General features: G+C 64.6%; 23 protein-coding genes. 19 read left to right on the forward strand and 4 right to left on the reverse strand.

Annotation, left to right across the window (positions count from 1 at the left end; genetic code table 11):
- The first annotated feature begins 146 nt into the window (after positions 1–146).
- From HSR122_RS11860 to HSR122_RS11880, 5 genes are all read left to right on the forward strand, one after another.
- Positions 147–1,598: an extracellular solute-binding protein gene (locus tag HSR122_RS11860; RefSeq protein WP_229110015.1), complete on the forward strand. Its 1,452-nt coding sequence runs from the start codon at positions 147–149 to the stop codon at positions 1,596–1,598.
- Positions 1,599–1,654: 56 nt separating this feature from the next.
- Complete coding sequence (locus HSR122_RS11865; protein WP_394355567.1) at positions 1,655–2,593, forward strand: carbohydrate ABC transporter permease; 939 nt, start codon at positions 1,655–1,657, stop codon at positions 2,591–2,593.
- Positions 2,590–3,579, forward strand: coding sequence for a carbohydrate ABC transporter permease (locus HSR122_RS11870; protein WP_229110017.1), 990 nt, complete (start codon positions 2,590–2,592; stop codon positions 3,577–3,579). The genes HSR122_RS11865 and HSR122_RS11870 overlap by 4 nt, the downstream gene beginning before the upstream one ends.
- Positions 3,580–3,585: 6 nt before the next feature.
- Positions 3,586–4,713, forward strand: coding sequence for an ABC transporter ATP-binding protein (locus tag HSR122_RS11875; protein WP_229110018.1), 1,128 nt, complete (start codon positions 3,586–3,588; stop codon positions 4,711–4,713).
- A 221-nt stretch (positions 4,714–4,934) separates the two neighbouring features.
- Positions 4,935–5,981, forward strand: coding sequence for a TrmB family transcriptional regulator (locus tag HSR122_RS11880; protein WP_229110019.1), 1,047 nt, complete (start codon positions 4,935–4,937; stop codon positions 5,979–5,981).
- Between the two features lie 144 nt (positions 5,982–6,125).
- On the opposite strand, the gene HSR122_RS11885 is transcribed toward HSR122_RS11880, so the two are convergent.
- A complete protein-coding gene (locus tag HSR122_RS11885; protein ID WP_229110020.1) occupies positions 6,126–6,659 on the reverse strand; it encodes an Rrf2 family transcriptional regulator in 534 nt (177 codons plus the stop codon).
- 453 nt (positions 6,660–7,112) lie between these two features.
- On the opposite strand from HSR122_RS11885, the gene HSR122_RS11890 reads away from it, so the two are divergent.
- The 5 genes from HSR122_RS11890 (at position 7,113) to hemG (ending at position 11,204) form a co-directional block, all read left to right on the forward strand.
- Positions 7,113–7,658: a CDP-2,3-bis-(O-geranylgeranyl)-sn-glycerol synthase gene (locus HSR122_RS11890; protein WP_229110021.1), complete on the forward strand. Its 546-nt coding sequence runs from the start codon at positions 7,113–7,115 to the stop codon at positions 7,656–7,658.
- Positions 7,659–7,780: 122 nt separating this feature from the next.
- Positions 7,781–8,884, forward strand: a complete 1,104-nt coding sequence (gene hemC, locus HSR122_RS11895) for a hydroxymethylbilane synthase (protein ID WP_229110022.1) — start codon at positions 7,781–7,783, stop codon at positions 8,882–8,884.
- Positions 8,881–9,618 carry a uroporphyrinogen-III synthase gene (locus tag HSR122_RS11900; protein ID WP_229110023.1) on the forward strand — a complete coding sequence of 246 codons (738 nt, stop codon included), beginning with the start codon at positions 8,881–8,883 and terminating at the stop codon, positions 9,616–9,618. Before hemC ends, HSR122_RS11900 begins: the two co-directional genes overlap by 4 nt.
- 42 nt (positions 9,619–9,660) lie before the next feature.
- Positions 9,661–9,861: a hypothetical protein gene (locus HSR122_RS11905; RefSeq protein ID WP_229110024.1), complete on the forward strand. Its 201-nt coding sequence runs from the start codon at positions 9,661–9,663 to the stop codon at positions 9,859–9,861.
- Positions 9,862–9,938: 77 nt separating this feature from the next.
- Positions 9,939–11,204 carry a protoporphyrinogen oxidase gene (gene hemG, locus HSR122_RS11910; RefSeq protein WP_229110025.1) on the forward strand — a complete coding sequence of 422 codons (1,266 nt, stop codon included), beginning with the start codon at positions 9,939–9,941 and terminating at the stop codon, positions 11,202–11,204.
- Positions 11,205–11,243: 39 nt separating this feature from the next.
- Here the strand turns inward: hemG and HSR122_RS11915 are convergent, their stop codons facing one another.
- The 3 genes from HSR122_RS11915 to HSR122_RS11925 form a co-directional block, all read right to left on the reverse strand.
- Positions 11,244–11,717 carry a type IV pilin gene (locus HSR122_RS11915; protein ID WP_229110026.1) on the reverse strand — a complete coding sequence of 158 codons (474 nt, stop codon included), beginning with the start codon at positions 11,715–11,717 and terminating at the stop codon, positions 11,244–11,246.
- 153 nt (positions 11,718–11,870) lie between these two features.
- The gene (locus HSR122_RS11920) at positions 11,871–13,241 is read right to left on the reverse strand and encodes a geranylgeranyl reductase family protein (protein WP_229110027.1); all 1,371 of its coding nucleotides are present in this window, start codon (positions 13,239–13,241) and stop codon (positions 11,871–11,873) included.
- Between the two features lie 306 nt (positions 13,242–13,547).
- Positions 13,548–14,552 (reverse strand): phosphate uptake regulator PhoU, encoded by a 1,005-nt coding sequence (locus HSR122_RS11925; RefSeq protein ID WP_229110028.1) that lies wholly within the window; start codon positions 14,550–14,552, stop codon positions 13,548–13,550.
- Positions 14,553–14,919: 367 nt separating this feature from the next.
- Between HSR122_RS11925 and HSR122_RS11930 the strand changes: the two genes are divergently transcribed.
- The 9 genes from HSR122_RS11930 (at position 14,920) to pstB (HSR122_RS11970) (ending at position 25,899) form a co-directional block, all read left to right on the forward strand.
- A complete protein-coding gene (locus HSR122_RS11930; RefSeq protein ID WP_229110029.1) occupies positions 14,920–16,041 on the forward strand; it encodes a PstS family phosphate ABC transporter substrate-binding protein in 1,122 nt (373 codons plus the stop codon).
- A 64-nt stretch (positions 16,042–16,105) separates the two neighbouring features.
- The gene (pstC, locus tag HSR122_RS11935; RefSeq protein WP_229110030.1) at positions 16,106–17,224 is read left to right on the forward strand and encodes a phosphate ABC transporter permease subunit PstC; all 1,119 of its coding nucleotides are present in this window, start codon (positions 16,106–16,108) and stop codon (positions 17,222–17,224) included.
- On the forward strand, positions 17,221–19,383 hold the full coding sequence (gene pstA, locus HSR122_RS15125) for a phosphate ABC transporter permease PstA (RefSeq protein ID WP_229110031.1): 2,163 nt from the start codon (positions 17,221–17,223) through the stop codon (positions 19,381–19,383). Before pstC (HSR122_RS11935) ends, pstA (HSR122_RS15125) begins: the two co-directional genes overlap by 4 nt.
- On the forward strand, positions 19,376–20,281 hold the full coding sequence (gene pstB / locus HSR122_RS11945) for a phosphate ABC transporter ATP-binding protein PstB (RefSeq protein WP_229110032.1): 906 nt from the start codon (positions 19,376–19,378) through the stop codon (positions 20,279–20,281). The genes pstA (HSR122_RS15125) and pstB (HSR122_RS11945) overlap by 8 nt, the downstream gene beginning before the upstream one ends.
- 2 nt (positions 20,282–20,283) lie before the next feature.
- Entirely contained in the window at positions 20,284–20,964 is a 681-nt protein-coding gene (phoU, locus tag HSR122_RS11950) for a phosphate signaling complex protein PhoU (protein WP_229110033.1), read from the forward strand.
- A 267-nt stretch (positions 20,965–21,231) separates the two neighbouring features.
- Positions 21,232–22,317 (forward strand): PstS family phosphate ABC transporter substrate-binding protein, encoded by a 1,086-nt coding sequence (locus HSR122_RS11955; RefSeq protein WP_229110034.1) that lies wholly within the window; start codon positions 21,232–21,234, stop codon positions 22,315–22,317.
- Positions 22,314–23,357 (forward strand): phosphate ABC transporter permease subunit PstC, encoded by a 1,044-nt coding sequence (gene pstC, locus HSR122_RS11960; RefSeq protein ID WP_229110035.1) that lies wholly within the window; start codon positions 22,314–22,316, stop codon positions 23,355–23,357. Before HSR122_RS11955 ends, pstC (HSR122_RS11960) begins: the two co-directional genes overlap by 4 nt.
- Positions 23,354–24,982 carry a phosphate ABC transporter permease PstA gene (pstA, locus tag HSR122_RS11965; protein ID WP_229110036.1) on the forward strand — a complete coding sequence of 543 codons (1,629 nt, stop codon included), beginning with the start codon at positions 23,354–23,356 and terminating at the stop codon, positions 24,980–24,982. The genes pstC (HSR122_RS11960) and pstA (HSR122_RS11965) overlap by 4 nt, the downstream gene beginning before the upstream one ends.
- Positions 24,979–25,899, forward strand: coding sequence for a phosphate ABC transporter ATP-binding protein PstB (gene pstB / locus HSR122_RS11970; protein WP_229110037.1), 921 nt, complete (start codon positions 24,979–24,981; stop codon positions 25,897–25,899). The genes pstA (HSR122_RS11965) and pstB (HSR122_RS11970) overlap by 4 nt, the downstream gene beginning before the upstream one ends.
- Positions 25,900–25,920 lie beyond the last annotated feature (21 nt).

A 25,920-nucleotide genomic window follows, 5' to 3' on the forward strand; every position in this document is an offset into this window, starting at 1 on the left:
GAAAAATAGTTAAATTGGAGCGTCGTCACGGCGATCGGCCGTTCGTTCGTGGGCCGCACCAGCTGTTGCTGGGCCGGTATCGACCCCACGTATAACTATGATTAACAAAACAACTATATAGGAGGTACTCAATAACAACACCTGTAATGAACGGTAGTTCAGACAGCGGTGAGCGATCCGGAGTATCGCGACGGCGGTTCATCGAAGCGACCGGCGCGGCAGGCGTCGCAATGACGCTCGCGGGCTGTGGCGGTGGCGGCGGCGGCGAGAACGAGGTCGTGATCACTGCCGATCAGGAGTACAAAGACGCGGAAGACTCGGTCGTTGACGCGCTGTACGACGCCGGACTCAGCGAGGATATCGACGTCACGATCCGGGCGGGTGACTTCGAGTCGGGCGAGCGCCAGACCCAGTTCGTCTCGGCGCTGGACGCCGGTCGGGGCGATCCGGACGTGTTCATGATGGACTCGGGGTGGACGATCCCGTTCATCGTCCGCGACCAGCTGGTCAACCTGAGCGACGAGATGTCTCAGGACACGCTTGATTACGTCCAGAACGACTACCTGAGCTCGGCGGTCCAGACGGCGAGCGACCCCGAGACGGGGGACCTCTACGGCCTCCCGCTGTTCCCCGACTACCCGGTGATGCACTACCGGAAGGACCTCGTCGAGGATGCGGGCTACGATCCCGAGGGTGAGAACTGGGCGACCGAGCCGATGACCTGGCAGCGCTTCTCGGAGATCGCCGCCGACGTCTGGGACCAGAACGAGGACGAACTCGAGTACGGCTTCACCACACAGGCCGACGAGTACGTCGGGCTGGCCTGCTGTACGTTCAGCGAGACCATGACCTCGTGGGGCGGCGCGTACTTCGGTGACCACGACAACCTCTTCGGCCCGATCGGCGACCGACCGATCACGGTCAACGAGGAACCGGTCCACAACACGATCCGGATGATGCGGTCGTTCGCCGAGGGCCCGGACGCCACGAACGCCCACCCGGATTACCAGAAGATCACGAACACGGACATCTTCGGGATGACCGAAGAGGACGCACGTAGTCCGTTCACGGGCGGCGATGCCGCCTTCATGCGCAACTGGCCGTACGCGATCGCGTCAACGTTCGGTGACGACGAATCCCCGGTCGACGAGAGCATGTACGGGACGATGCCGCTGCCCTACGCCGTCGAAGAGGGCGAGGGCAACTACGAGGGCACCGGCGGATCGAGCCACGCGCTCGGCGGCTGGCACCTCACGATCAACCCCAACACCGAGCAGCAGGATCAGGCCGTTCAGGTACTGGAGGCCTTTGCCAACGAGGACGTGATGCTGACCATTCTGGAGGACGTCGGCAACCTGCCGCCGGACCCGGCCGTCACCGAGAGTGCGAACCCCGACAACGTCGGTCCGATCGGGAACTTCCTCGATACGATGGCCGTCGCAGCCGAGAACACGGTCGCGCGCCCGGTGACGGCAGTGTACCCCGACCAGGAACCGCTCATCGCCGAAGAGGTCCACGCCGGGTACCGCAACGAGAAGTCCCCCGAGAAGGCCATGTCAGATCTTGAGGGACGTCTCGAAGGCACCGAAGAGTACTAAACCAGGGTGTCTGAACTGTGAGTTCAGAGACTGAAGAGGCGAGCACACCGCTGCTCATGCGGCCGCTCAACTGGCTCGAGACCAGGGGCGACGCGGTGTTCGCGTACGTGCTGTTAGCCCCTGCGTTCCTCCTGCTGGCGGTCGTCGCGTTCTTCCCGCTGGTACGGACGTTCCAGTTCTCGCTGCGGGCGGACGCGATTCGCTCCGCCGAACCGTTCGGGGAGTTCATCGGGTTCGGCCACTACCAGGATCTGCTGACCGGCAATGCGTCGTTACCACAGCAGTTCCTGGACCTCTCGATGGAGACGCCGATCCTCCAGCAGGCGCTGTTCGTCACGCTCGCGTTTGCGATCATCAGCGTGCTGTTCGAGACGCTGATCGGGTTCGGGCAGGCGCTGATCCTCGATCAGGAGTTCCGCGGTCGACGCTGGGTTCGCGTCGCGATCATCATCCCCTACGCGATCCCGATCGTCATCCAGGCGATGATCTTCTACCTGATATTCAGCCCGCAGATCGGGTTCGGGACGGAGTTCTTGAATTCGATCGGCGTGTTTGAATCGAATCCGCTGCAGAACACGAGCAATTCGTTCATCATTGTGCTCGTCGCAGACATCTGGAAGACCTCGGCGTTCATGGCCCTGCTCATCCTGGCAGGGCTGCAGAGTATCGACCGCCAGCTGTACGACGTCGCGAAAGTCACGGGCGCGTCGCCGTGGCAGCGGTTCAAGTACATCACGATGCCGCTGATCGCGTCGCCGCTGCTGGTCGCAATGTTGTTCCGTACGATGGACGCGATGCGCATTTACGGGCTGATCGACGCGACAGCCGGCTGTCAGACCGTTCCATCGATGAGTTGTCTGGTCATCACGGCACTCAATCAAACCCGACGGTGGGGCTCTGCCTCGGCCGTCGCGTTCCTGACGGCGATCACGATCGGGCTGGTCGTGATCGTCTATCTGATCGGCTTGCGTGACTCGGAGGCTGGTGTGACATGAGCGAGGAAGAACCCGAACATCCGGACATCGCAGCACAGGAGCAGTCCGAAGAGCCCGACCTCGACCGCGGCGTCGTCGAGGCCTGGGCCGCCAAGATGATCTCCAACCCGGACCGCGCCTACAAGGCAGCGTTCTACATCGCGACGATTTTCTTCCTCGTGACGACGCTGTACCCGTTCTTCTGGCTGCTCATGGTGGCGATCACCCCGGCCGGAAGTCTCGGCGACGTCGGCGCGTTCACGCCGGGCGGATTCGATCCGAGCTCGTTCATCGAAATATTCGGGCCACTGTCCGACCAGTACAACATCAACTTCCACCGGTACGTCTTCAACAGCTTCCTGATCGCGTCGGTCGCGACAGTGCTCACGCTGTTCGTCGCGAGCCTGGCCGGGTACGTGTTCGGTCGGCTCCGGTTCCGCGGGAAGACGCCGCTGCTGTTGATTGTGCTGATCGTGTCGTTCTTCCCGCCGGCGGCCTTCTTCGTGCCGCTGAACCGGCTGTTCAACACGAACTTCGACGTGCTGCGCCCGCTGCTCGCGGACGGGTCGCTGTTCAACACACCCTTCGCGATCATCATCCCGGTGTCAGCGCTGTATCTGCCGCTGTCGATTTTCATCCTGATGACGTTCTACTCCCAGATCCCGGACGGGCTCGAGGACGCAGCCAGAGTCGAGGGGACGACCCGCCTCGGCGCGCTCTTCCGGGTCATCGTGCCCCTGTCGGCTCCAGGTGTCGCGACCGCTGGCGTGTTGACGTTCATCACCGTCTACAACGAGTATTTCTTCTCGTCGCTGATGACGGACGGCAGGCCGGAGATGTGGGCCCCGATGCTCGAAGGTGTCCTCGCATTCCGGGGACAGTACGAGATCCTGTACAACCTCATGGCGGCAGCGAGCATCGTGGCCGTGTTGCCAGTGGCGATACTGGTCATCGTCGCACAGGAAAAGATCGTCAGCGGACTCACCCAAGGAGCACTCAAGGAGTGATATCGAATGGCATCAGTCACACTAGATAGCATCACGAAGGCGTACGGAGACGAGATCGCAGTCGAAGACATGAATCTCGAAGTACGGGACGGCGAGTTTCTGACGCTCGTCGGCCCGTCGGGTTGCGGGAAGTCGACAACGATGGAGACGATTGCCGGACTGACCCAGCCGACGGAAGGAACAGTCTACATCGGCGACCGTGACGTCACTAATCTGCCGCCGAAGAACCGCGGGGTCGCGATGGTCTTCCAGAACATCGCGCTGTTCCCGCACATGGACGTCTACGACAACATCTCCTTCGGGCTCCGGCTGCGCAAGTACGATCAGGACGAGATCGAGAAGCGCGTCGATCGCGCCGCGGAAATCGTCCAGCTGGAGGGAATGCTGGACCGAATGCCCGAAGAGATGTCCGGCGGACAGCGACAGCGTGTCGCGATCGCCCGTGCAATCGTTCGACAGCCGGACGTGTTCCTGATGGACGAGCCGCTGGCGAATCTGGACGCCGAACTGCGCATCCACATGCGCACCCAACTCCAGCGGCTGCATCGCGAACTGGACACGACGGTGATCTACGTCACCCACGACCAGGCCCAGGCGATGACGATGTCCGACCGCATTGCGGTCATCGACAACGGCCACTTACAGCAGGTCGATCCACCGCTGACCTGTTACAACGCGCCGGACAACCTGTTCGTCGCCAGCTTCATCGGGTCACCCTCGATGAATTTCTTCCACGGCTCGGTGACCGACGACGGGTTCGATTCAGAGTTCATCGACCTCGGGTTCGACCCGGAAGAGGTCGGAGCGACACCCGGGAAAGATGCGACGCTCGGGATCCGGCCCGAAGACGTGTATCTGAAGCGTGATAGCGAAGAGGCGACCGTCCCTTCGGACACGATCAAGGCACACATAGACGTTCTCGAGCCGATGGGTGACGAAGTGTTCACCTATCTGCTGCTGGAGGAGGACGTCGAAACTAGCGCCGAAGGCCGCGGTGAAGGCCAGTTGCTACTCAGCCTCGATCCGCAGACCGACGTCGAAGAAGGTCAGGACGTTGAGGTCGTCTTCGATCGTCACGAGGCCCACCTCTTCGACTCGGCGTCCGAAGAGGCGATCGCCCACAGTCTCGCCTGATCGCCGGACCGATTTTCCGGTGCGGTCGGCCAACGTGGCCGATTCGGAGCGGGCTACAGCAGCTGTCTCCGCTCCCGCCTTCCGCACGAACGCCCGAGCGGAGCGAGCGATCGGTATCTGCCTGCTGTCACTGCAGTCTCGGGAGAGGTGCGCCCCGCCTGTCGTCGCTTGCGGGCCGTCGGACCGCCACATTCCGATATCAAACCGAGCGTGATCGACACGTGAACGAATCAGAACTCGAAGCCAGCCTCGAGACCGCGGGATTCGCCCCATATCAGGCCAGCGCGTACGTCGCGCTGCTGGAACTGGGAGCAGCGACAGTGCCGGAAATCGCGGAAAAAAGCGGTGTCCCCGACTCCCGGATATACGACGTGTTGCGCTCGCTCGAGTCAGAGGGATACGTCGAGGTATACGAACAGGAGTCGCTGCAGGCACGGGTGTACGACCACGAGCGGCTGCAAGAACAACTCCGGGAGCGAGCCGAACTGTTCTCCGACGCACGCGAAGAGATCGAGCGACGCTGGGAAGAGCCACCGATGGAGGAGACCGTCGTCAACGCCGTGACGCGTTTCGAGACGGTAGTCGAGAGCGCGGCCGACGCCATCGCAACGGCCGACACGCAGGTACAGCTCTCAGTGGGTCTCGAGCAGTATCGCGAACTCCGACCGGCACTGCGGACTGCCCGGGAGAACGGAGCAAGCGTCTATCTCGTAATCTCGACGCCGGACAGCGAGGCGCTTCCGGACCCGGAATCGGTCGCGGCCGTCTGTACGGAGGCGCGGCATCGAGAACTGCCGTCGCCGTTCGTGGCGATCGTCGACCGATCAAAGGTGTACTTCGCCCCGCATACCGATTCGGCGAACGAGTATGGACTGATCGTCGACGACCGAACGCACGCCTACGTCCTGCACTGGTTTTTCCTGACGAACCAGTGGACCGTCTGGGATTCGATCGCCTCGAGCGGGCAGGCGAACGGAGAGTACATCGACGTTCGATATCTCGTCGATGACCTCGAACCGCTGCTCGAGAACGGCAAAAGGGTCCGCGTACACGTCGACGGGGCCGATACCGACTCCGGCCAGCGACGATCTGTCGAAGGGGTCGTCCGCGACGTCGTCTACGAGAACGACGGTGCCGGCCCGACCGCGCGCGGCGGCCGCGTCACGCTCGAACTGGACACGGACGCCGGGACGGTCGAGGTCGGCGGATGGGGGGCGCTGGTCGAAGACATCGAGGCGCACCGGCTCCGAGTGGAGTCGGTCACGTGAGCACGACGCCGGCTACGGTTCGCCGACCGGCACGCGCTCGCCGCGTTTGTCGCGGACCCAGACGTAGTCACACGACTCGAGGCGGAACGTGGTCTCGCCGTCGAAAGACGCCCTCCGGTATCGAGCACTGCCGGAGTCGCGCCGCTAGTGTTCCGGCTCTTCGGCAGGGGCGAGCATGTCGTCGATCGTCAGAATGAGGCTGTTGCCCGTGTCGTCCTTTCCGTCGATCGTCCCGACGATCTGGAGTTTCGACAGTGGCGTCGGCCCGACGGTGACCGTGTCCCCTTCATTGAACTCGCTGATCGAGCCCCGGAGCTTGATCTCCGCGCGACACTTTTCGGGGTGGTGGACGCTGGTCAGGTTGATCGCCTCGACGTTCGAGTGTTCGACTCGTTCGCCCATGTGGAACAGGGGTACCTCGGCCGGTTGGTCCATCTCCTGGATCTGCAACGCGTCGTAGGCGTTGGCCGTCGGCTTGTACCCCCCTTTCGGCCCCGGTACCCCCTCGACCAGCTGGAGCGCTTTGAGACTCTGCATCTGGTTTCGGATCGTCCCCGGGTTCCGGTCGACCTTCTCCGCGATCTCCTCCCCTTTGACCGCGCTCTCGCGCTCGCGGTAGAGATTGACGAGCTCCTGAAGGATGTTCTTTTGACTCGGTGTCAGTTCAATTGATGACATTACCGGTTTTTCGTTATAATACGACTTAAATTCCCCGGTGGAGCGGCCGTCTCCCGGCTTTGAATGGTCCCCTGACTCTCCAGTTCGGCCGTTTGCTGATCGCTGGACTCGCCGCTGTCGCTGCCCTGCTGGGCTTCGGATCCGACACCCGCCGACGATGAGACACAGGCCGGTCAGTATCGGGAACCTCCTCGGGGAGCTCATACTGGTGGCGATACGTTCGTAACGATATCCGGCACACCGGCGTACCAGATCAGTTCGAAATGGTATCGCCACCAGTATCACGACCGAAATGAAACTATCCGGCGACGCCGTCCCGCGTGCGAACGTATCGCCGTCCGCGACGGCAGTCAGGGTGACAGGTCCCGCCGCTGGCAGAACAGGTACGGCCGGCGACGTGCCATCGACGACAATCCACACCCGTTAAGTTCGGTCGCCACGACGCCGCCGCTAATGGACGTCATCGAGACAGTCGTCGTCGCGTTCTGGGCGATGCTACCCGCGTACGTGCCGAACAACGCGGCCGTCCTGTTCGGCGGCGGTCGACCGATCGACGGCGGGCGGACGTGGGGTGACAGTCGCCTGCTCGGGGACGGCAAGACCTGGCGCGGGACCGCCGGCGGGACCGCGACCGGCGTCGCGCTGGCGCTCGGATTGAACGCCGTCCGACCGACGGCGACGGACGCGCTCGCCGTCTCCGTTCCCGAGTTCCCGATCGTCGCGGCCGTCACGCTCGCGGCCGGGGCAATGGTCGGCGACGTCACCGCCTCGTTCGTCAAGCGCCGCAGCGGCCGCGAACGCGGTGCGGCCTTCCCGGGGCTCGACCAGCTGGACTTCGTCGTCGGCGCGCTTGTCCCGACCGCAATCCTCGCACCCAGTTGGTTCGGAAAGACGTTCACTGTGCCCGTGCTCGCGGTCGTGCTCGTGATCACGCCGCTGTTGCACGTCGGGACGAACGTCGTCGCCTACTATCTGGGGCTGAAAGACGAGCCGTGGTGATACTGGTGGCGATACGTTCGTGAAGATATTCGGCACGTCGTCGTGCCAACTGGTTTTGAAATGGTATCGCCACCGGTATGAGACTGGAGGGCTTTTCACCCCCGACCGCCGAGAGACAGACAATGAGCTCTCGCGACAGTACGCTCCGGCTTGCGACACGTGGTTCTGATCTCGCGCTTCGACAGGCGGCCACGGTGGCAGAGACGCTGGAAGGGCGGCGACAGTCAGTCGAACTGATCGAGGTCGAGACGACCGGCGACCAGATCCGCGACGAATTGATCCACCGGCTGGGCAAGACGGGCGCGTTCGTCCGCGCGCTCGACGAGCGGGTGCTCGACGGCGAGGCCGACGCCGCCGTCCACTCGCTGAAGGACGTCCCGACCGAGGGCGGCGAGGAGACGGTCGTCGCGGGCGTCCCCGAGCGCGGTCCGGCGGGCGACGTGCTGGTGACGCCCGGCGGGAAGGCCCTCGAGGAACTCCCCGAGAGCGCGACTGTCGGCACGTCCAGCCTCCGGCGCGAAGCGCAGTTGCACGCCGAGCGACCGGACCTGAACGTGGAACCGCTCCGCGGGAACGTCGACACGCGGATCGAGAAGTTGCTGGCCCCGACGCTCCAGCGCGAACACGCCGACCGGAGCGACGCCGAAAGCGAGCGCAAGGAGCGAGCGGACGACGAGGACTACGAACACCCCTACGATCGGACGGTCGAGGAGTGGTTCGACGACCTGGCCGAGATCGAGCGTCGCGCGCTCGAACGCGACGTGGAAGTCGAGTACGACGCGATCGTGCTGGCGGCCGCGGGGCTGGAGCGACTCGGTCTGGATCACCACGTCTCGACGGTCGAACTCGATACCGACCGGTTCGTTCCCGCGCCCGGACAGGGAGCCATCGCGGTCACCGCGCCGGACGGCGAGACCGCCGAGCGGATCAACGGGGCGATCGACCATCCGCCGACGCGAGTCGCGACGACCGTCGAGCGGACCGTGCTGGCGACGCTGGGTGGCGGCTGTATCGCGCCGATCGGCGTCCACGCGAGGGTCCAGGGCAGTACCGTCCGGACCACGGCGCGGGTACTGGCACGGGACGGAAACGAGGAAGTCGCGGCCACGCGCGACCTGCCGATCCACCGCCATCCCGACGCCGCCCGGGAGTTCGCCGAGGACCTCCGCGAGCAGGGAGCGGCCGAACTGATAGAGCGGGCCGTCGCGGAGGCAACGGACGAATGACGGCGAGCCCGCGCGTGGCCGTCTTCCGCCCCGACGATCAGCGCCTCGAGACGGCTGTCGAGTTGCTGGAATCGCTCGGCGCGACGCCGGTCGCGGATCCGATGCTCGCGGTCGAGCCCGCCGGGTCGACGCCGCGCTTGGACGCCGACGCCGTCGTCTTCACGAGCACGACCGGCGTCGATCTCGTCGCCGACGCCGGCTGGACGCCCGGCGACGCGACCGTCTGTGCGATCGGCGAGACGACGGCCGACGCGCTCCGGGACGCGGGGTTCGACGTCGATGTCGTCCCCGAGACCTACACGTCGGCGGGTCTCGTCGAGGCACTCGCCGGCGAGGTCGAGGGCGCGCGCGTCGAACTCGCGCGCAGCGACCACGGGAGTGCCGTGCTCGTCGACGGGCTGTTCGATGCCGGCGCGTACGTCCACGAGACCGTCCTCTACCGGCTGGTCCGGCCGGACGACGCCGGTGACTCGATCGAGTTGGCGGCCGCGGGAGACCTCGACGCCGCGCTGTTTACCTCGTCGCTGACGGTCGAACACTTCCTGGAGGCAGCGACCGAGCGGGGCGTCCGTGAGGCGGCGATCGACGGGCTGAACGAGGCCGTCATCGGGGCGATCGGCCCGCCGACCGAGCGGACCGCCGAGTCGAACGGGATCGGCGTCGATGTCGTGCCCGAGACGGCGGACTTCGACCGACTGAGTCGCGCGACCCTTGCGCGGCTCCGGTCGAAATAGCTGGGGACGGTATTTTTGTTCCGGAGGGGACTCAAGGACGGTATGGGACGTTTGCGAACGGTACGCGATCGGCTCGCCGGTTCGCCGGTCGCGCTGGCCGCGACAGTGATCGTCGTGCTGGGGGCGCTTGCGGCGCTGCTCGTCAGCCAGATCGGCCTGCCGCCGCGAGAGGCGCTCTTCCCGACGGGAGTCGCCGTGGCTGTGCTTGCACTGGCTGTATACGACTGGTACGCGCGCCGGTAGGATCTCGACAGACCGATATGTGTCGCCCACGCAATGTCGATACGAACACGGCGACCGACCACGGTCGCACCTGAACTATGCATGTCGGTGTAATCGGCGCAGGGATCTCCGGTCTGGCAACGGCACACGAACTCCGCGAGCGCGGCGTGACCGTCGATGTCTTCGAGGCGGACGACGAGCCGGGCGGAATCGTCCGGTCGCGCCGGGTTGACGGACACGTCCTCGATCTCGGCCCGCAGCGGTTGCGCGGCTCGAAACTGATCGAGGAGTGGATCGACGAGTTCGGCCTCCGCGAGCAGCGCTTCGAGGGCCACGATGACCAGCCGCTGTTCGTCCTCCGGGACGGGAAATTGCGGGTCGCACCGCTGTCGATCCACGAGGCGATCACAACCGATCTCATCTCCTGGCCCGGAAAGGCCCGGATCCTGGCCGAACCGCTGACCGGCCCGCCGCGACCGGACGAAACTGTCGCGGACTTCTTCGCCCGGAAGTTCGGCAACGAGGCCGAGCGGACGCTGTTTTCACCGCTGTATACGGGACTATACGGCGCGCACGCCGACGAGATGCTCGTCCGGCACTCGGTCGGCAAGGCGCTGCGAAAGCGCGGGATCGACCGCTCGATCCTGCTCGCGGTCGCCCGGAAACTCCTCGAGGGCGTCGACATCCCGCCGATCGTCTCGCTGGAAGACGGGCTCCAGACGCTCCCGAAAGCGATCGCCGACCGCTACGCCGAGTCGATCCACCTCGAGACGCCCGTCGAAGCCGTCTATGAGGACGGCAACGACTTCGATATCGTGACCGCCGACGGGTCGACGGCCGTCGACCGGGTTGTCGTCACGACGCCCGCGCCGATCACGGCCGACCTGCTCGAACCGCTGGACGGGGACCTCGCGGACGTCCTCAGCGGGCTGACGTACAACCCGCTTGCTATCGTCCACCTCGAATCGAACTACGGCCGGGAGGGACACGGCTGTCAGATCCTCGACGGCGAGGGCTACGAGACGCTCGGGCTGACCTGGAACGCGAGCATGCTCGACCGGGACGGCGTGTTCACGGTGTATCTCGGCGGGTCGCGCTCGCCCGAACTCCTCGAGGAAAGCGACGACCGGCTCGGCGAGCTGGCCGCCGAGGAGTTCGAGTCGATAACCGGCTTCTCGGCGCGGCCGTCGCACGTCGCGCGCTGGCGGCCGGGAATGCCCGCCTACGACGCGAGCTGGAACGATCTCGATCACGTTTCGTTCCCGGACGGCGTCCACGTCTGTGCGACCTACACTGAACGGGCCGGGATTCCGGGACGGCTCCGGGACGCGAAACGGACGGCAGAAGCGATCGCCGGCGAGTGACCGACGAAAGAGCTGACTCGACGACGCGACTCGCGCCGATCAGGCGTCCGGGCCGGTCCACTCCGCCAGCGTCGTGCTGCTGGTCGCCGCGGACCCTTCCCAGGTGAGTTTGATCGTCGCTTCGCTGAAGTCGACGTTGACGCTTGAGCCAACTGGTAGCGTACTATTCGACACCTCGATGACGCTACCGGCGCTCAGCTCCGATTGGGTCACGATGGTCGATACCTTGTGGCGTTCGTTGGCGTCTGATACATTCGCGCCGTTGACGACGATCGTCAGCTTCGAGGTATCGAGGCTGTCGCCCGACTCGTGGGTGAACGTGACCGTATCCGAACTGCCGTCCGAGTAATCCGTCTCGAAGGCGGCCGTCGGCGGCGTAGATGTTCCCGTCTCGTCTCCGAACTGGAGGAAAAAGACAGCCGCCGTCGACGCGAGTAAGACCGTGATTGCGACCATCAGGATGACCCCGATGACTGGCGATACTGCCGTGTCGTCCGTCCGAAATTCGTGCATGGTTGCTCCCCCTGTGGTTGCACGAACCCGGTGTCGCACGGTGCCGACGGATCGCCACACCGGTCCATCGTCGTGCGAACCCCACCTGGTGCGTGCGTACCTATATCTTTCAGATGGTTATACTTAAATCCATCTAAAAACTGTTACGCCGAGCTAGTACTTCGGCTCCGCCCCGGTCGTCTCGTAGACCCGATCGAGGAGCGCGTCCCGGTCCTGTTGCCAGGTCTCGAACCCGTCCGGATTCGAGGGATAGGACTCGTAGTGGTCGAGCACGTCGTCGGCGAGGCGTTTCGTCCGGTAGAGGTCGTAAATCGTGCCCCAGTGGCCCGCGCTTTTGAGCAGGGTCTTGATCTTCAGCCAGAGGCCGAGGTCGGCCGATCCGGAGTACAGCGCCTCGGAGAGTTTCTCCATCGGAATAGACGCGAGCAGGGCCGTGAGGTCATCGACGTCGTACGCCGTGACGAAGATGTTGTAGACGTCCAGCGCGGCGTAGCGCCCGCCGAAGTGATCCATCACGCGCTCGTTGTACTCCCACAGCGCCGACTCGGAGACGTCGTCTCTCCCGATCGCTTCGATCGCCTGATCGGCGGCGTACTTGCCGGCGTAGGCCGCTCCGGCGATGCCGCCGCCGGTCGTCGGGTTGACGTGCCCGGCGGCGTCGCCGACGGCGATATATCCCGGTGCGACCGCCGAATCGTACGGTCGCCGGGTCGGCAGCGCCGCGCCGAGTTTGTCCTCGACGGTCGCGTTCTCGAACTCGGGCCGGGTGCGAATGTCCTCACGGAGTGACTCGACCAGTTGCATCGGCTCCTCGTTCATCTGGAACCCCAGCCCGACGTTGATCTCCGTCGGCGTGCGCGGGAAGTACCACAGGTAGCCGGCGGCCCGCTCGGTCGGCTTGAACACCAGCGCGTCGTCGTACTCGACGGGTTCGTCGACGTGGATGATCTCCCGATAGGCCGAACAGAACTGCGAGTACCGGACGTTCGTGTCGAAGGTCGCATCGCCGAAGTCGGCCTTGTCCTGCAACAGCGAGAGCGCGCCCGCGGCGTCGACGACGACCTCGCTCTCGTAGGTGACCTCCCTGCCGTTGCGTTTCGCCTCGAGGCCGGTTATCCGACCCGTCTCGTCCTGGCGAACGTCGTTGATGACCGTCTCGTAGTGGAACTCCGCCCCGGCGTGCTCGGCTCCCTCGATGATCCGCTTGCCGTACTCAAGGCGATCGATGACGGCCAGTTCGCCGGGCACGGGGATGTCGACGGCCGTGTTCTGGGTCGGCAACTCGAAGCGGCCGTGATCGACGGCTGTGTTCGTGAACGCGGGTTCGATCCGGGACTTCGGGATCGGCTCCGGGAACGCGCTGGCCCCCTTCAGTGCGTCACCGCAGGCGATATGACCCGCTTCTTCCTCGTCCTTTCGCTCGACGACGACGACGTCGAGCCCCTCGTTGGCCACCGTCGCGGCCGCGTAACAGCCGGCCGTCCCGGCACCCGCGACGACGACGTCGTACTCGTGGGTGGGCATGGGTGTCCTCACGGCCGGACGAACAAAACACTTTACTCACTGGACGACTCCCGTCATCCCGGATCTCGGGCACCTCGATACTGTCGGCTGTGCGTTTGTGGAGATTTTCGGCGAGCCGAGAGTTCGCCGAACTGATGGGGATTAGCGTAGAAACCCATAGATTTCGCCCGGGAACGATGATCCGGTCACCCGATCGGAGTGAGAGTCGCTCCGATCGGCGCCACTGATCCCTATGAGTCAGCCGATGGTACGACACCGGGTCATGTACTGCCACGGGGTAGACCCCGGTCGATTCGTGACCTCGCCCTAGCTCGGCCGCGGAGCCGCTTTCTGCAGCGCGCTCTCGGCGATATTGGACCCGTAGTCGGCCGTCCGGGACAGCGAGTCGACGACCAGCCCGAGCAGCTGGGCGCTCTGTGGGTCGTCCTGCTCGCGAATGAGGTTGTCCACCTCGCGGCTCCGGTCGTCGACCTCCCGGACCATCGCCCTGGCCTCGTTGGCCATGCGCGTCGCCTCGTCAGGGTCGTCCTCGAACACGGCGTCCATCGCCAGTTTCGGGACTTCGATGGCCCCCTCTTTGAGACCGAGCAGTGCGTCCGCTTCCTCGTCGGTGACATCGCCGACTTCGCCGGCGATCCGGGCGATCTTCGTCGCGTGGTCCGCGATCCGCTCGAGCTGGCGGGCCGCCGACTGGTAATCAAAGACCGTCTCGCGAGGGAAGCCGATGTCGTTCGCCGCAGTCGGGTTCCGGAGTACCGTCCGGAACACCCGAGAAACCATGTACCACAATCGGTCGACGTCGTCGTCGCGTTCCATCACGTCGTCGGCGAGTTCGTCGTCGTTCTCGACCAGCGCCTCGACGGCGTCGGACAGCATCGTCAGCGAGACGAGTCGCATGCGCGTGATCGCGTTGTGCACCGACAGTTCCGAGGAGTCGAGCAGGTCCTGCAGGACGACCCGTTCGCCGGTCTCCTCGATGACTTCCAGCCCCACCAGTCCCTGCGTGGCGTCGCGGATGACCCGACGCTGTGCGGCGGTGATGCGCTGGGCCTCCAGCGTGATAATATCGAACCCGCTGACGTACATCGTCATCACCGCCCGCGTGAGGTCGTGATCTTCCTCCAGACCGGTGATGTCGAGGGTCCCCTCTGTCCGATCGACGTCGTCTTTCGGCGAGAGCAACAGCAGGTCCTTCTCGGAGTGAAACTCCACGATGGATCCCGCGCTGACGTCGTTGTCGGTCGCCCACTCCTTGGGGAGCGAGACGGTGTAGGTCGAACCGCCCGTCACCTGGACTTTTCGGGTCTCCATATCCTGACTGGGAATCCGTCGAACTAATAGATTGTGGAATATCTATGTAGTATTTCCGTCTACTATGTATATAGTGATTAGTTCGGATAGTTTCACATCCCTCGACTGCTATAGTGTAACATAGCACTACGTTTATATACGTAGAACGCGGTGGCCCGGCTATCAGGAACAGCACGGTCCGGGCTTTCGCTTTCCGTTCGCAAGCCACCGGCTGTCGCAGATCTCCGCGCGGAGAAACCCGACTGATCATACCGGTATTGCCAGATATGTACGTTACTGTATCCCATACGGGCCCTACTATATAGAATTGAACTATCTATATTACTCATAGCAGGGTATTTGCCTATTTCAGGATTTGACTCACGTGATGTCACGCAAAGACGCGGGCGACGTGACGCGGCGCAAGTTCCTGATCGGTTCCGGCGCGGCCGGCGCGATCGCGCTCGCCGGGTGTTCGTCGGGTTCCAGTGACGGCAATGGCAACGGTAACGGAAACGGCAATGGCAACGGAAACGGCAACGGCAACGGCAATGGCGGCGGAAGCGATATGGACACCTCGACGCTGAAGGCCGACGGGTCCTCGACGGTGTACCCAATCGCGAACGACGCGAGCCGGCTGTGGAACGGCAATCCGCCGGCCGACGACGAGGAGTACTGGGGTCCCGGTCAGTACGACATCGACACGGACATGCACCTCGCCGATTACTGGGCGAGCAAGTTCGGGTACGAACCGACCGGCGAGCGCAGCGTCCCGCCGTTCGGAACCCAGATCGCGCTCAGTCACTCCGGGACCGGCGTCGAAGCGGTCATCAACGAGCGCGTCGACATCGGCGATGCCAGCTCGACCGCCGAATCGATTCTGGGCAGCGACGCCGAGGAACTCGATTCCATCGTCGATCACGTGGTCGGCGTCGACGGCCAGCCGATCGTCGTCAGCCGGGAGATCGCCGACGCGGGCGTCGAGCAGATCACCGGCGACGAACTCCGCGCGATCTACAAACAGGAGATCACCAACTGGAGCGAGGTCGGTGGCCCGGACAAGGAGATCTACGCCATCGGTCGCTCCGAGGACTCCGGTACCGACACCGCGTTCCGCGCGAACCTCTACGGCGACCCCGACGCGCCGATCGATCCCGATACCCGGAAAGGGCAGAACCAGCAGGTCAGGACGCTCGTCGAGCAGAACGACAACGCGATCGCGTACATCGCACTCGCCTTCGTCGAACCCGACGGCGCGACACCGCCGATCGACCTCGAACTCGACGGCACCGTCTACAGTTACGGCGAGAACCTCGGTGCCAAGGGCTACCCGCTCAGCCGTGACCTACACATGTACACCTGGGAGGGGACCTCGGAGAAGGAAGCCGCGTTCCTCAATATGATCCTCTCGGAGTTCGGCCAGACCCGGTTCGTCGAGCCGAACAACTACTTCAAGATCCCGCCCGCGCGCCGCGAAGAGGAACGCGCGAAGCTCCCTGATCAGGTCTAAGAGGGTATTCTTCGGGATTTATGCAGGATTCGAAATCTGAGCGCGTTGCTTCGGGCACACAACGATGACAGCCGACTATCGATCGCCGAATGCAGTGGTCGCCGTCCTCCGGTGGATCGACGAGCGTGGCCGCTCGCTTCACCGGTCGTGGGAGGGGCTGGACTGGTTCAGTCGCCTGCTGGCCGTCGGACAGCTGGTGCTGGTCGTCGCTTCTTTCGTCGGGTTTCTCCTCCAGTCGGTCTGGACGCCGCTTTTCGTGGTGGCGTTTCTGCTCGCGTTCGGCCTCGGATGGGCCGTCCGACAGGCACTGACCGCCAAGGTCGTGACGTTCCTGATGACGGTCTCGGCGCTGGTCACGCTTGGACTGATAGCGGTGTTTCTCGTGCTGGAGTCGATCCCGGCCTTCCGGACGGCCGGGCTGGACCTCGTCAATCCCTTCGGTGAGAACGCGTGGGCCGCGAGCCAGAGCCAGTACTCGCTCGTTCCGATGATCTGGGGGACCGTCCTCACGACGATCGTCGCGGTCGCGGTCGCCGGACCGCTCGGGATCGCGGGCGCACTGTTCATCAGCGAGATCGCCCCCGGATGGCTCCGCGACGTCGTCAAGCCGGCCGTCGAGATCCTCGCCGGCATCCCGTCGATCGTCTACGGGTTCATCGGGTTCACGATCATCAACCCCTACATCACGGATCGCCTCTCGGTCAATCCCGGCGCGCTGTTCGCGATCGGCGTCGTCATCGGGTTCATGGCGCTGCCGACGGTCATCTCGGTCGCGGAGGACGCGCTGGACGCAGTGCCGTCATCGATGAAAGACGGGGCGCTCGCCGTCGGTGCGACCGACTGGCAGACGATGCAGAGCGTGACCGTTCCGGCGGCGTTCTCCGGCGTGTCAGCGGCGGTCTTGCTTGGCATCGGTCGGGCGATGGGCGAGACGATGGCCGCGACGGTGATGATCTCACACAGCCGTCGGCTCCCCGAACCGACCGGCTACAACGTCTTCGACAGCACGGAGACACTGACGACGTTCATCGCCAGCAGCTACGGCCACGTCACGCCCGGTGAGACGTTCTGGAGCGCGCTGTTCGCCGCCGGTGTCGTCCTGCTGGTCATCGTCACCGGACTCGGTATCGCCTCACAACTGGTCGAGATGCGAATGCAACGGAAACTACAGGGCAACCAATGAGCGACGCATATCGGAGACGACTCGTCGATACGGGTTCGACGGGGTACGACCGCATCGCCGCCGGAACTGTCGGAGCCGCGTTTCTCCTCTTCGCCGCGGCCGTGGGCACGTTCTTCGGCTGGGTTCCGACCGGCGAAGCGGGGCTGACGTCGTTCGGCATCGCCCTGCTCGGTCTCGGACTGGTCACCGCCGCGCTCGGGGTCGCGTCGTACCGGCTTGACGTTGCGACGACGCCCAGCGAGTCGCCAGGGCTCGTCGCCGGGGCCGTTCTCGCGCTGCTCTGGCTGTCGACGGCGGGCGCTGTCGCCGGCGGGACGCTCGGGACGGTCGGCTGGGTGCCGGCGATAGTCGTCGGTGTCGGGATCGGATACGCGACGCTCGCGTCGCCAGAGGACCTCGGCTCGACGCTTCCCGTCGGGGCCTTCCTCGTGTTGGTCGGGGCACTCGTCGCTGCCGGCGTGCTCGGTCCCGAATGGGCGTGGGAATCGTCGGCGTTCGCAGCGACGTTCCCAGCCGACGTCGTCGTCCCGCTGTTGGCGCTTCTGGGCAGTCTGCTCGCGGGCTGGACCGCCGGGAAGGCGTACGGCGGCTTCGGCGCGCGCGGCCGGCAGCACGGCGCGTTTCTGCTCGTCTCGCTGGTCGTCTTCCTCGTCATGGGCGTGCTCGCGTTCCTGCTGCTCTACGTGGCCGAACGCGGTATCGGTACGGCCGTCGAGAACCTCACAGTCAGCGCCGGAACGTTGCTTCTCTTGGTCGCGCTCCCGCTGTTCGTCTCGGTCCGGCGGGGGCGTCGTGGCCTCGGATCCGCGTCCGGAGTCACGCTCGTCGCGGTGTACCTGTGGCTCGCACTCGCGGGAACGTTCACGCTCGTGGCCGGGGCCCTCGGGTACGCCGTCGTAACCGGGGACGCGGTCACGACGGGGACGACGACGATCCAGCCGACGGCGGCCGTCGGCGCGCTACCGGCCGCCCTGGTTAGCGGACTCGCGCTGCTGGCCGTCAGGCAGGTGAAGCCGTGGCGTCCGTCCGACCGGCGGGCGCGGACGCTCAAGCGCGCCGGCGTTGTTCTCACAGTCGCGCTTGCGGCGGGCGTCCTCGTCGAGCTCTTCGTTGCGCCCATTGCCGTAGCAGGGGTCTCAGTGTTTGGGACGTTCGCCGTCGCCGTCTGCGCTCTGAGCGGCGCGGCCATCGCCGCGAGACTAGGCACGCGGCTTCGGGACAGTCCCTCGCCGGCCTCGCTCCCGCCGCTCGAAGCGAGCACGAAGCTGTTCCTCTGGGGAGTGCTGGCCGTGTCTCTGCACGTGCTCGTCACTGGCACCTCGATCGGAACCCAGACCGCGGGACTGGTCGCCAGCGGGACCATCGACTGGCCGTTCGTCATGAACCCGACCCAGGGGCTCGGGATCCAGCGCGGGGTCATGCCGGCGCTGATCGGGACCGTCTGGATCGTCATCGGCGCGGTCGTCTTCGCCGTCCCGATCGCGGTCGGCGCCGCCGTGTTCCTGACCGAGTACGCCGAGGACAGCCTCTTCACCAAGGGGGTCGACGTGGCCACGAACGGCCTCTGGAGCACGCCGAGCATCGTCTTCGGGCTGTTCGGGCTGGCGTTTATCGTCCCCCGCTTTGGCAACAGCGGGTCGATCTTCGCCTCGCAGCTCGTTCTCGGGTTCATGCTGCTCCCGCTCGTGCTGGTCACGAGCCGGGAAGCGATGCAGAGCGTGCCCGACGAGTACCGCGACGCCAGCGCCGCGCTGGGCGTCAGCAAGTGGGACACGATCAGAGAGGTCGTCATCCCCGCCTCGATGCCGGGGATCATCACCGGCGTCATCCTGGGGGTCGGCCGAATCGCCGGCGAAACGGCACCGCTGTTGCTCGTGTTGAACGGTCCGGTCGCCCCGACGGACACGCCGGCCGTCCTCTCGAGTTTCGAGGTCGGCCTGACGGCCCAGCCACCGTTCGTGCACGTGACCAATCCCGCGCTGCTCGAGTCGGCGAGCGCGCTCCCTTATCAGCTGTACGCGATCATCACGGCCGGCGTGCTCGACGACATGGCGTTCGGCTGGGCGACGGCGTTCGTGTTGCTCGGCGTCGTCCTGTCGTTTTTTGCCGTAGCCGTCGCGTCGCGGCGCTACTTCCGGAGGAAACTACACCATGACTGAGACGACGATCGCATCCGAACGCGGCACAGACACCGAAATCGAGACGACGAAAGGCGAGAGCACCGAACGCACGCGCGAGGAGTGGACCGACTACGAGTCCGCCGGCGAGACCGTCCTGTCGGTCTCCGACCTGAACGTCTACTACGGGGACGAACACGCACTGAAAGACGTCTCGATGGATATCCCCGAGCAGAGTGTCACGGCGCTGATCGGCCCCTCAGGCTGTGGGAAATCGACGTTCCTGCGGTCGCTCAATCGGATGAACGACCGCATCAAGAGCGCTCGTGTCGAAGGAACCGTCGAGTTCGATGGGCAGGACATCTATCAGGACGGCGCCGACCTCGTCGAGCTTCGCAAGCGGATCGGGATGGTGTTTCAGTCACCGAACCCGTTCCCCAAGTCGATTCGCGAGAACGTCGCGTACGGTCCTCGAAAACACGGGGACATCAACCGCGGACTGACGGCCCGCCTGCTCGGCCGCGACGAAAAGGACGCGGAAGACCGGCTCGTCGAGCGCACGCTGAAACAGGCGGCCCTGTGGGATGAGGTCAGCGATCGGCTGAAAGACAACGCGCTCGGGCTCTCGGGCGGCCAGCAACAACGGCTCTGTATCGCCCGGTGTCTGGCCGTCGATCCCGAAGTGATCCTGATGGACGAACCGGCGAGCGCACTCGACCCGATCGCAACCTCGAAGATCGAGGACCTCATCGAGGAGCTCGCTGAGGAGTACACCGTCGTCGTCGTCACGCACAACATGCAACAGGCTGCCCGAATCTCCGATCAGACTGCCGTGTTCCTCACCGGCGGCGAACTCGTCGAGTACGACGACACCGAGAAGATCTTCGAGAGCCCCGAGAGCCAGCGCGTCGAGGACTACATCACCGGCAAGTTCGGGTAGGGATGTCCGAGCCGTCGCTTTCCGAGCGACCGGCGTCGCTCAGAGACGACGTCGTCGCGTTCGGGGACTCCGTCCACAACCAGCTCCGGCGAGCGCTGTCGGCGCTGGACACGCTCGATCCGGAACTCGCCCGGACGGTCGTCGACGGCGACAGGCTCGTCAACGAGCGATACCTCGACCTCGAACGCGACTGCATCGAGGTGCTCGCGCTGCACCAGCCCGTCGCCAGCGACCTCCGGACGGTCGTCGCCGCGTTCAAGATCCTCACCGATCTCGAGCGGATCGCCGATCTGGCGGCGAACCTCGCGTCGCTGGTCGAGCCGCTGATGGCCGAGATCCGGGACGACGCGTTCGCCGCCGTCCGACTGGTCAAGATCGGTGAACTGGCCTCCGAGATGGTCATCGACGCGCTGTACGCCTTTGAGACCGGAGACGCCGAGCTCTGTCGGACTGTCGTCGACCGCGATGGATCGCTCAACGATCGCTGTCAGGACGCGATGGACACGGTCGTTCGACAGCTGCTGGATCCGACCGAGACGGCCCCGTTCGCTAGCGTCGCGCCCGACGTCCTCCAGCGGGTGCTCGTCCTCGTGCGCGATCTCGAACGGATCGGCGACCATGCCGCCAACGTCGCGGCCAGGTCCTACTACGCCTTCGAGGCCGACGACGCGCTGCTGCGGTGACTGCGGGGAGACGACGTCGCACTGTCGGCTGCAATTTCGTGGAGATCGTTCGGCACTTCGGGCACCGAGATGGGAGAGTTGACTACGTACTATTGGGTAGTATGCAGCCCTCCGGAGACGGGTTCTCCCGGAAGCGAGCGTTCATCGGGCGTCTCGGCGTCGCCAGCCTGAACGCCGTGATACTGCCGCTGTGGCAGGGGGTATATATCCCTATATAGACAACATAGTAATCATAGTAGGATATTTAGCCGGTGTCGGGGTTAGCAGATGGTAATGTGGGATTCCTCTGTAAGCCGGCGTGCCGTACTGGCAGGGTCTGCCGGAGTCGCAGCATCGTTTGTGAGCGGTTGTATCACGACGAGTGCAACGCCCCCGGGGCAGGACCGTCAGCAGGGAGCCGGACAATCGGATACGCTCCTGAAAACCGGCGGGTCGTCGACAGTGTATCCCATCGTGAAGCTGGCGGCGTCACACTGGAACGGCAATTATCCGGCGTCGGATCTCGAATACTGGGGTCCGAGCCAGTACGATATTACGACGAGCAAGCGCCTCGCAAACTACTGGGCGAGCTATTACGGGCTCGACAAAGAGGATCAAAGGACGCCGCCGTTCAACGTTTCCGTCAGTCTGAGCCACTCCGGAACAGGGCTGGAGAACCTGAAGGCGGGCCGGATTTCGATCGGTAACGCAAGCGCCTCCGTCTCGGCGGAGTTCCCGGAGATGTCCCAGGAGGAGCTCGACAAGTTCGAGAACCACGTGGTCGGCGTCGACGCCCAGCCGATCGTCGTCAGCAAGGAGATCTACGAGTCCGGTGTCACCCGGCTGAGTGCCGAACAGCTGAGGCAGATCTACACCGGCGAGATCGACGACTGGAGACAGATCGACGGGTACAGCGGCGAGAGCAAATCCATTCAGGCGATCGGCCGGACGCCCGGATCCGGGACGGACACGTCGTTCCGGAAGAACCTCTTCGGGGATCCGGATACGCCGATTCCGGGAGCCGACCAGCGGAAGGGACAGAACCAGCAGGTGAAAAACATCATCTCGAACTCCGACAACGCGATCGGCTACATGGCGCTCGGGTTCGTCGATGACTCCATCGAGACGCTTTCGCTCGCGTTCGACGGGAAAGAGTTCGTCCCGGGTGAGAACCTGTCAGACCCGGACTACCCGCTGTCGCGCGACCTCCACTGTTACACCTACGACGGAACCTCGAAAACGGAAGCCGCGTTCCTCAGGATGATCATCAGCGACTTCGGTCAGGAGAAGTTCGTCAGGGCCTCGAACTACTCGGCGCTGACCGACGAACGACAGCAAAACCAGATGGACGTGTTACCCGATCCAGAACAATGACATCGCTGCAGAGGTTTGCCTCGGTCGACCCGGGGGAGCAAGCGATCAGCGCGGTCGCTGGGAGCCTCGTCTTTCTGGCGTTCGTATCAGTGTTTGCGCTTCCGCAGGCGACGATTTACCTTCTCGGCGGCTTCGTCGCCGTGACCGCGTACGGGTGGGTCACTGACCGCGAACAGACGGCGAAGTTCCTGTTTCTGTTGATGACAGTCTCGACGGTTCTCATCCTGGGACTGATCACGATCTATCTGCTCGTCGAGTCGGTCCCCGCGTTCAGTACGGTCGGGCTCGACCTCTTCGTTCAGACCCAGTGGTCGTCCGGCGAACAGGTGTACACGCTCGTGCCGATGATCTGGGGGACGTTCGTCACGACGATCATCGCGATGTTCGTGGCCGGGCCGCTGGGCCTCGCTGGCGCGATATTCCTCAGCGAAATCGCGCCGGGCTGGGCGCGTGAGATAACCAAGCCGGCGATCGAGGTCATGGCGGGGATCCCGTCGATCGTCTACGGCTTTCTCGGCTACATCGTCTTCAGCAAGTTTCTCACGCGTGAGGCGACCCTCCAGTTACCGCAACTGGGAAGCCTCTTCGCCGTCGGAATCGTCATCGGACTGATGGCGCTGCCGACGGTCGTCTCGGTCGCTGAAGACGCGTTGACGGCCGTTCCCGATTCGATGCGGGACGGCTCGCACGCGCTGGGCGTGACCGACTGGCAGACGACGAACTCGGTCACGCTCCCCGCGGCGTTCTCCGGCGTCTCGGCGGCTGTCATCCTCGGCGTCGGGCGGGTCGTCGGGGAGACGATGGCCGCCACGGTGATCCTTGCGAACGTGACGCGGCTCCCGGATCCGCTGACTGACGTCTTCGGAAACACGATCACGCTCACCAGCCTCATCGCGAACCAGCACGGGACCGCCAGCGGACTCCAGCTGTCGGTGCTGTTCGCGGCCGGTGTCGTCCTGTTCATCACCGTCATCTCGCTGAGTATCGGCTCGCAGTATATCGAGGCGCGCATGCAGCGCAAGCTCGGAGGGAAACAATGAGCACGGACGTCAGAACGACCTCGCTCGTCGAAGTCGGATCGTCCTCGCGAGAACTGATCGGTGGTGCAGTCGTCGGAGCGGCAGTGCTGACCGTCGTCGTCGGGTTTCTCAGCGCTGCGATGGTCGTCCCGGCCACGTCGTCGCTGCTCGGGCTCGAAGTCAGCACGTTGATCGGGGCGCTGCTGGTCGCGTCCGGCCTCGGACTCCTCGCGGCCGGCATCGGATCGGTTCAGGGGACCATCGAGGCCGACCCGACGTACACGCCCGGTATCCCGACGGCTGTCACCTACGGATTCGTGTGGGCGATCGCGGCCGGAATCGTCTCGCTCGTCGTGTTCGATTTCGGCGCGCTCTGGCCGCTGGCCGCACTCTCTGTCGCCGTCGCAGTCGGGATCGGGACGGTGCTCACCCGCGAGGATCTCGGGGTCACGGTCCCGGCGAGCGCGTTCCTCCTCGCGTCCGGCGGAAGCGTTCTCCTCGGGGTGCTCACCCCCGGCGTCCAGTGGCAGCCCCCGGGCCTGTCGGCGACAGTCACCGGAACCGTGTCGATCCCGGTCGTCGCGATCGTCGGCGGACTGCTCGCAGTCTGGTCCGGTGCCAGAGCGTACGGCGGCTTCGGCGCTCGCGGCAGGCAAAACGGCGCGCACGCACTGATCGGGGCCAACGCCATCGCGATGATCTCGTTGCTCGTGGTGATCGTGGCGTTCATCGCGGTCAAGGGGTTCGGACCGCTGACAGAGGGAATCAAGTACGGGTTCTACCCCGGGTTCTATCACTGGTTCCATTTCCACGTCCCGATCGTCGATACGTACGTCATCGTCCGCGGGCCCGAGATCTGGTTCTACTGGCCGTTCGTCATGGAGCCGTTCCATCAGCTGGGCTCGCTGCAGAGCGGCGTGCTGCCGGCGATCGTCGGGACCTTCTGGCTCGTGCTCGGGGCAGTGGTGTTCGCGGTCCCGCTCGGCATCGGTGCCGCCGTGTTCCTCACGGAGTACGCCGAGCAAGGCCGGTTCACGCAGCTCGTCGAGGTCTCTACGAACGGCCTGTGGAGCACGCCGAGTATCGTCTACGGGCTGTTCGGGCTCGCGTTCCTGGTACCGCGTATCGGCAACGGCCGCTCGATCGTCGCCGGCCAGCTGGTTCTCGGGTTCATGCTCCTGCCGCTGGTCGTTATCACGAGTCGGGAAGCGCTACAGAGCGTCCCTGACGAGTACCGCGATGCCAGCGCCGCGCTCGGTGTCAGCAAGTGGCAGACGATCAGAAGCGTCGTCGTTCCCGCCGCGATGCCCGGCGTCATCACCGGGGTCATCCTCGGCGTCGGCCGGATCGCCGGCGAAACGGCACCGATCCTGCTCGTCACCTCGAGCGACCCGTTCGAAGACACCGTACCGGACGTCCTCGGCTCGTTCGAACTCACTATGGCGCCGCCCTTCGTGACGAACGAGGCGCTAATGGAAGCATCGAGCGCGCTCCCCTACCAGCTGTACGGGCTTATTTCGGCCGGCCTCGGCGACAACCTCGACTTCGCGTGGGGGACCGCACTGGTCCTGCTGATCGTCGTTCTTGGGTTCTACGCGATCGGTATCGCATCGCGAGTGTACTTCCGACGGAAACTCAACCAATGAGCGATTCACAAGCCACACACGAAACAGAGAGCACAGGCATCGAGACGAGCACATCCAGTACGACGACGGCTGGCGAAACCGACGAACGGATCGACGACAGCTGGCTCGAGTACGAGTTCGAGGGAGAGCCGAAGCTCTCGGTGCAGAACCTCGATGTTTACTACGGCGACGAACACGCGCTGAAGGACGTCTCGATGGACATCCCCGAGCAGAGCGTGACGGCGCTCATTGGCCCTTCGGGCTGTGGGAAATCGACATTCCTGCGGTCGCTCAACCGGATGAACGACCGGATCAAGAGCGCTCGCGTCGAGGGGACCGTCGAACTCGACGGCCGGGATATCTACCAGGACGGGACGAACCTCGTCGAATTGCGCAAGCGCGTCGGAATGGTGTTTCAGTCGCCGAATCCCTTCCCGAAGTCGATCAAGGACAACGTCTCTTACGGTCCACGCAAACACGGGGACATCAACACCGGGTTGCTCGCCAGTCTGCTGGGCAAAGACGAATCGGACAAGGAAGCGGAACTCGTCGAACGCTCGCTCACGCAGGCAGCGCTGTGGGACGAAGTCAGCGATCGGCTAGACGACAACGCGCTCGGACTCTCGGGCGGTCAGCAACAGCGGCTCTGCATCGCCCGGGCGCTGGCGACCGATCCGGAGGTGCTGCTGATGGACGAACCGGCGAGCGCGCTCGACCCCATCGCCACCTCGAAGATCGAGGACCTCATCGAGGAACTCGCCGAGGAGTACACCGTCGTCGTCGTCACCCACAACATGCAGCAGGCCGCTCGCATCTCCGATCAGACCGCCGTCTTCCTCACCGGCGGCGAACTCGTCGAGTACGACGACACCGAGAAGATCTTCGAGAGCCCCGAGAGCCAGCGCGTCGAGGACTACATCACCGGCAAGTTCGGCTAGTCGTTTCCGCGCGGGCCACGC

This window comes from Halapricum desulfuricans (assembly GCF_017094525.1).
In the GTDB taxonomy this organism is placed as follows: domain Archaea; phylum Halobacteriota; class Halobacteria; order Halobacteriales; family Haloarculaceae; genus Halapricum; species Halapricum desulfuricans.

Bases quoted from the DNA above. Each gene is read 5' to 3' on its own strand.
- HSR122_RS11860 (WP_229110015.1), top strand. From the start codon at position 147: ATGAACGGTAGTTCAGACAGCGGTGAGCGATCCGGAGTATCGCGACGG.
- HSR122_RS11865 (WP_394355567.1), top strand. From the start codon at position 1,655: ATGCGGCCGCTCAACTGGCTCGAGACCAGGGGCGACGCGGTGTTCGCG.
- HSR122_RS11870 (WP_229110017.1), top strand. From the start codon at position 2,590: ATGAGCGAGGAAGAACCCGAACATCCGGACATCGCAGCACAGGAGCAG.
- HSR122_RS11875 (WP_229110018.1), top strand. From the start codon at position 3,586: ATGGCATCAGTCACACTAGATAGCATCACGAAGGCGTACGGAGACGAG.
- HSR122_RS11885 (WP_229110020.1), bottom strand. From the start codon at position 6,659: ATGTCATCAATTGAACTGACACCGAGTCAAAAGAACATCCTTCAGGAG.
- HSR122_RS11890 (WP_229110021.1), top strand. From the start codon at position 7,113: ATGGACGTCATCGAGACAGTCGTCGTCGCGTTCTGGGCGATGCTACCC.
- hemC (WP_229110022.1), top strand. From the start codon at position 7,781: ATGAGCTCTCGCGACAGTACGCTCCGGCTTGCGACACGTGGTTCTGAT.
- HSR122_RS11900 (WP_229110023.1), top strand. From the start codon at position 8,881: ATGACGGCGAGCCCGCGCGTGGCCGTCTTCCGCCCCGACGATCAGCGC.
- HSR122_RS11905 (WP_229110024.1), top strand. From the start codon at position 9,661: ATGGGACGTTTGCGAACGGTACGCGATCGGCTCGCCGGTTCGCCGGTC.
- hemG (WP_229110025.1), top strand. From the start codon at position 9,939: ATGCATGTCGGTGTAATCGGCGCAGGGATCTCCGGTCTGGCAACGGCA.
- HSR122_RS11915 (WP_229110026.1), bottom strand. From the start codon at position 11,717: ATGCACGAATTTCGGACGGACGACACGGCAGTATCGCCAGTCATCGGG.
- HSR122_RS11920 (WP_229110027.1), bottom strand. From the start codon at position 13,241: ATGCCCACCCACGAGTACGACGTCGTCGTCGCGGGTGCCGGGACGGCC.
- HSR122_RS11925 (WP_229110028.1), bottom strand. From the start codon at position 14,552: ATGGAGACCCGAAAAGTCCAGGTGACGGGCGGTTCGACCTACACCGTC.
- HSR122_RS11930 (WP_229110029.1), top strand. From the start codon at position 14,920: ATGTCACGCAAAGACGCGGGCGACGTGACGCGGCGCAAGTTCCTGATC.
- pstC (WP_229110030.1), top strand. From the start codon at position 16,106: ATGACAGCCGACTATCGATCGCCGAATGCAGTGGTCGCCGTCCTCCGG.
- pstA (WP_229110031.1), top strand. From the start codon at position 17,221: ATGAGCGACGCATATCGGAGACGACTCGTCGATACGGGTTCGACGGGG.
- pstB (WP_229110032.1), top strand. From the start codon at position 19,376: ATGACTGAGACGACGATCGCATCCGAACGCGGCACAGACACCGAAATC.
- phoU (WP_229110033.1), top strand. From the start codon at position 20,284: ATGTCCGAGCCGTCGCTTTCCGAGCGACCGGCGTCGCTCAGAGACGAC.
- HSR122_RS11955 (WP_229110034.1), top strand. From the start codon at position 21,232: ATGGTAATGTGGGATTCCTCTGTAAGCCGGCGTGCCGTACTGGCAGGG.
- pstC (WP_229110035.1), top strand. From the start codon at position 22,314: ATGACATCGCTGCAGAGGTTTGCCTCGGTCGACCCGGGGGAGCAAGCG.
- pstA (WP_229110036.1), top strand. From the start codon at position 23,354: ATGAGCACGGACGTCAGAACGACCTCGCTCGTCGAAGTCGGATCGTCC.
- pstB (WP_229110037.1), top strand. From the start codon at position 24,979: ATGAGCGATTCACAAGCCACACACGAAACAGAGAGCACAGGCATCGAG.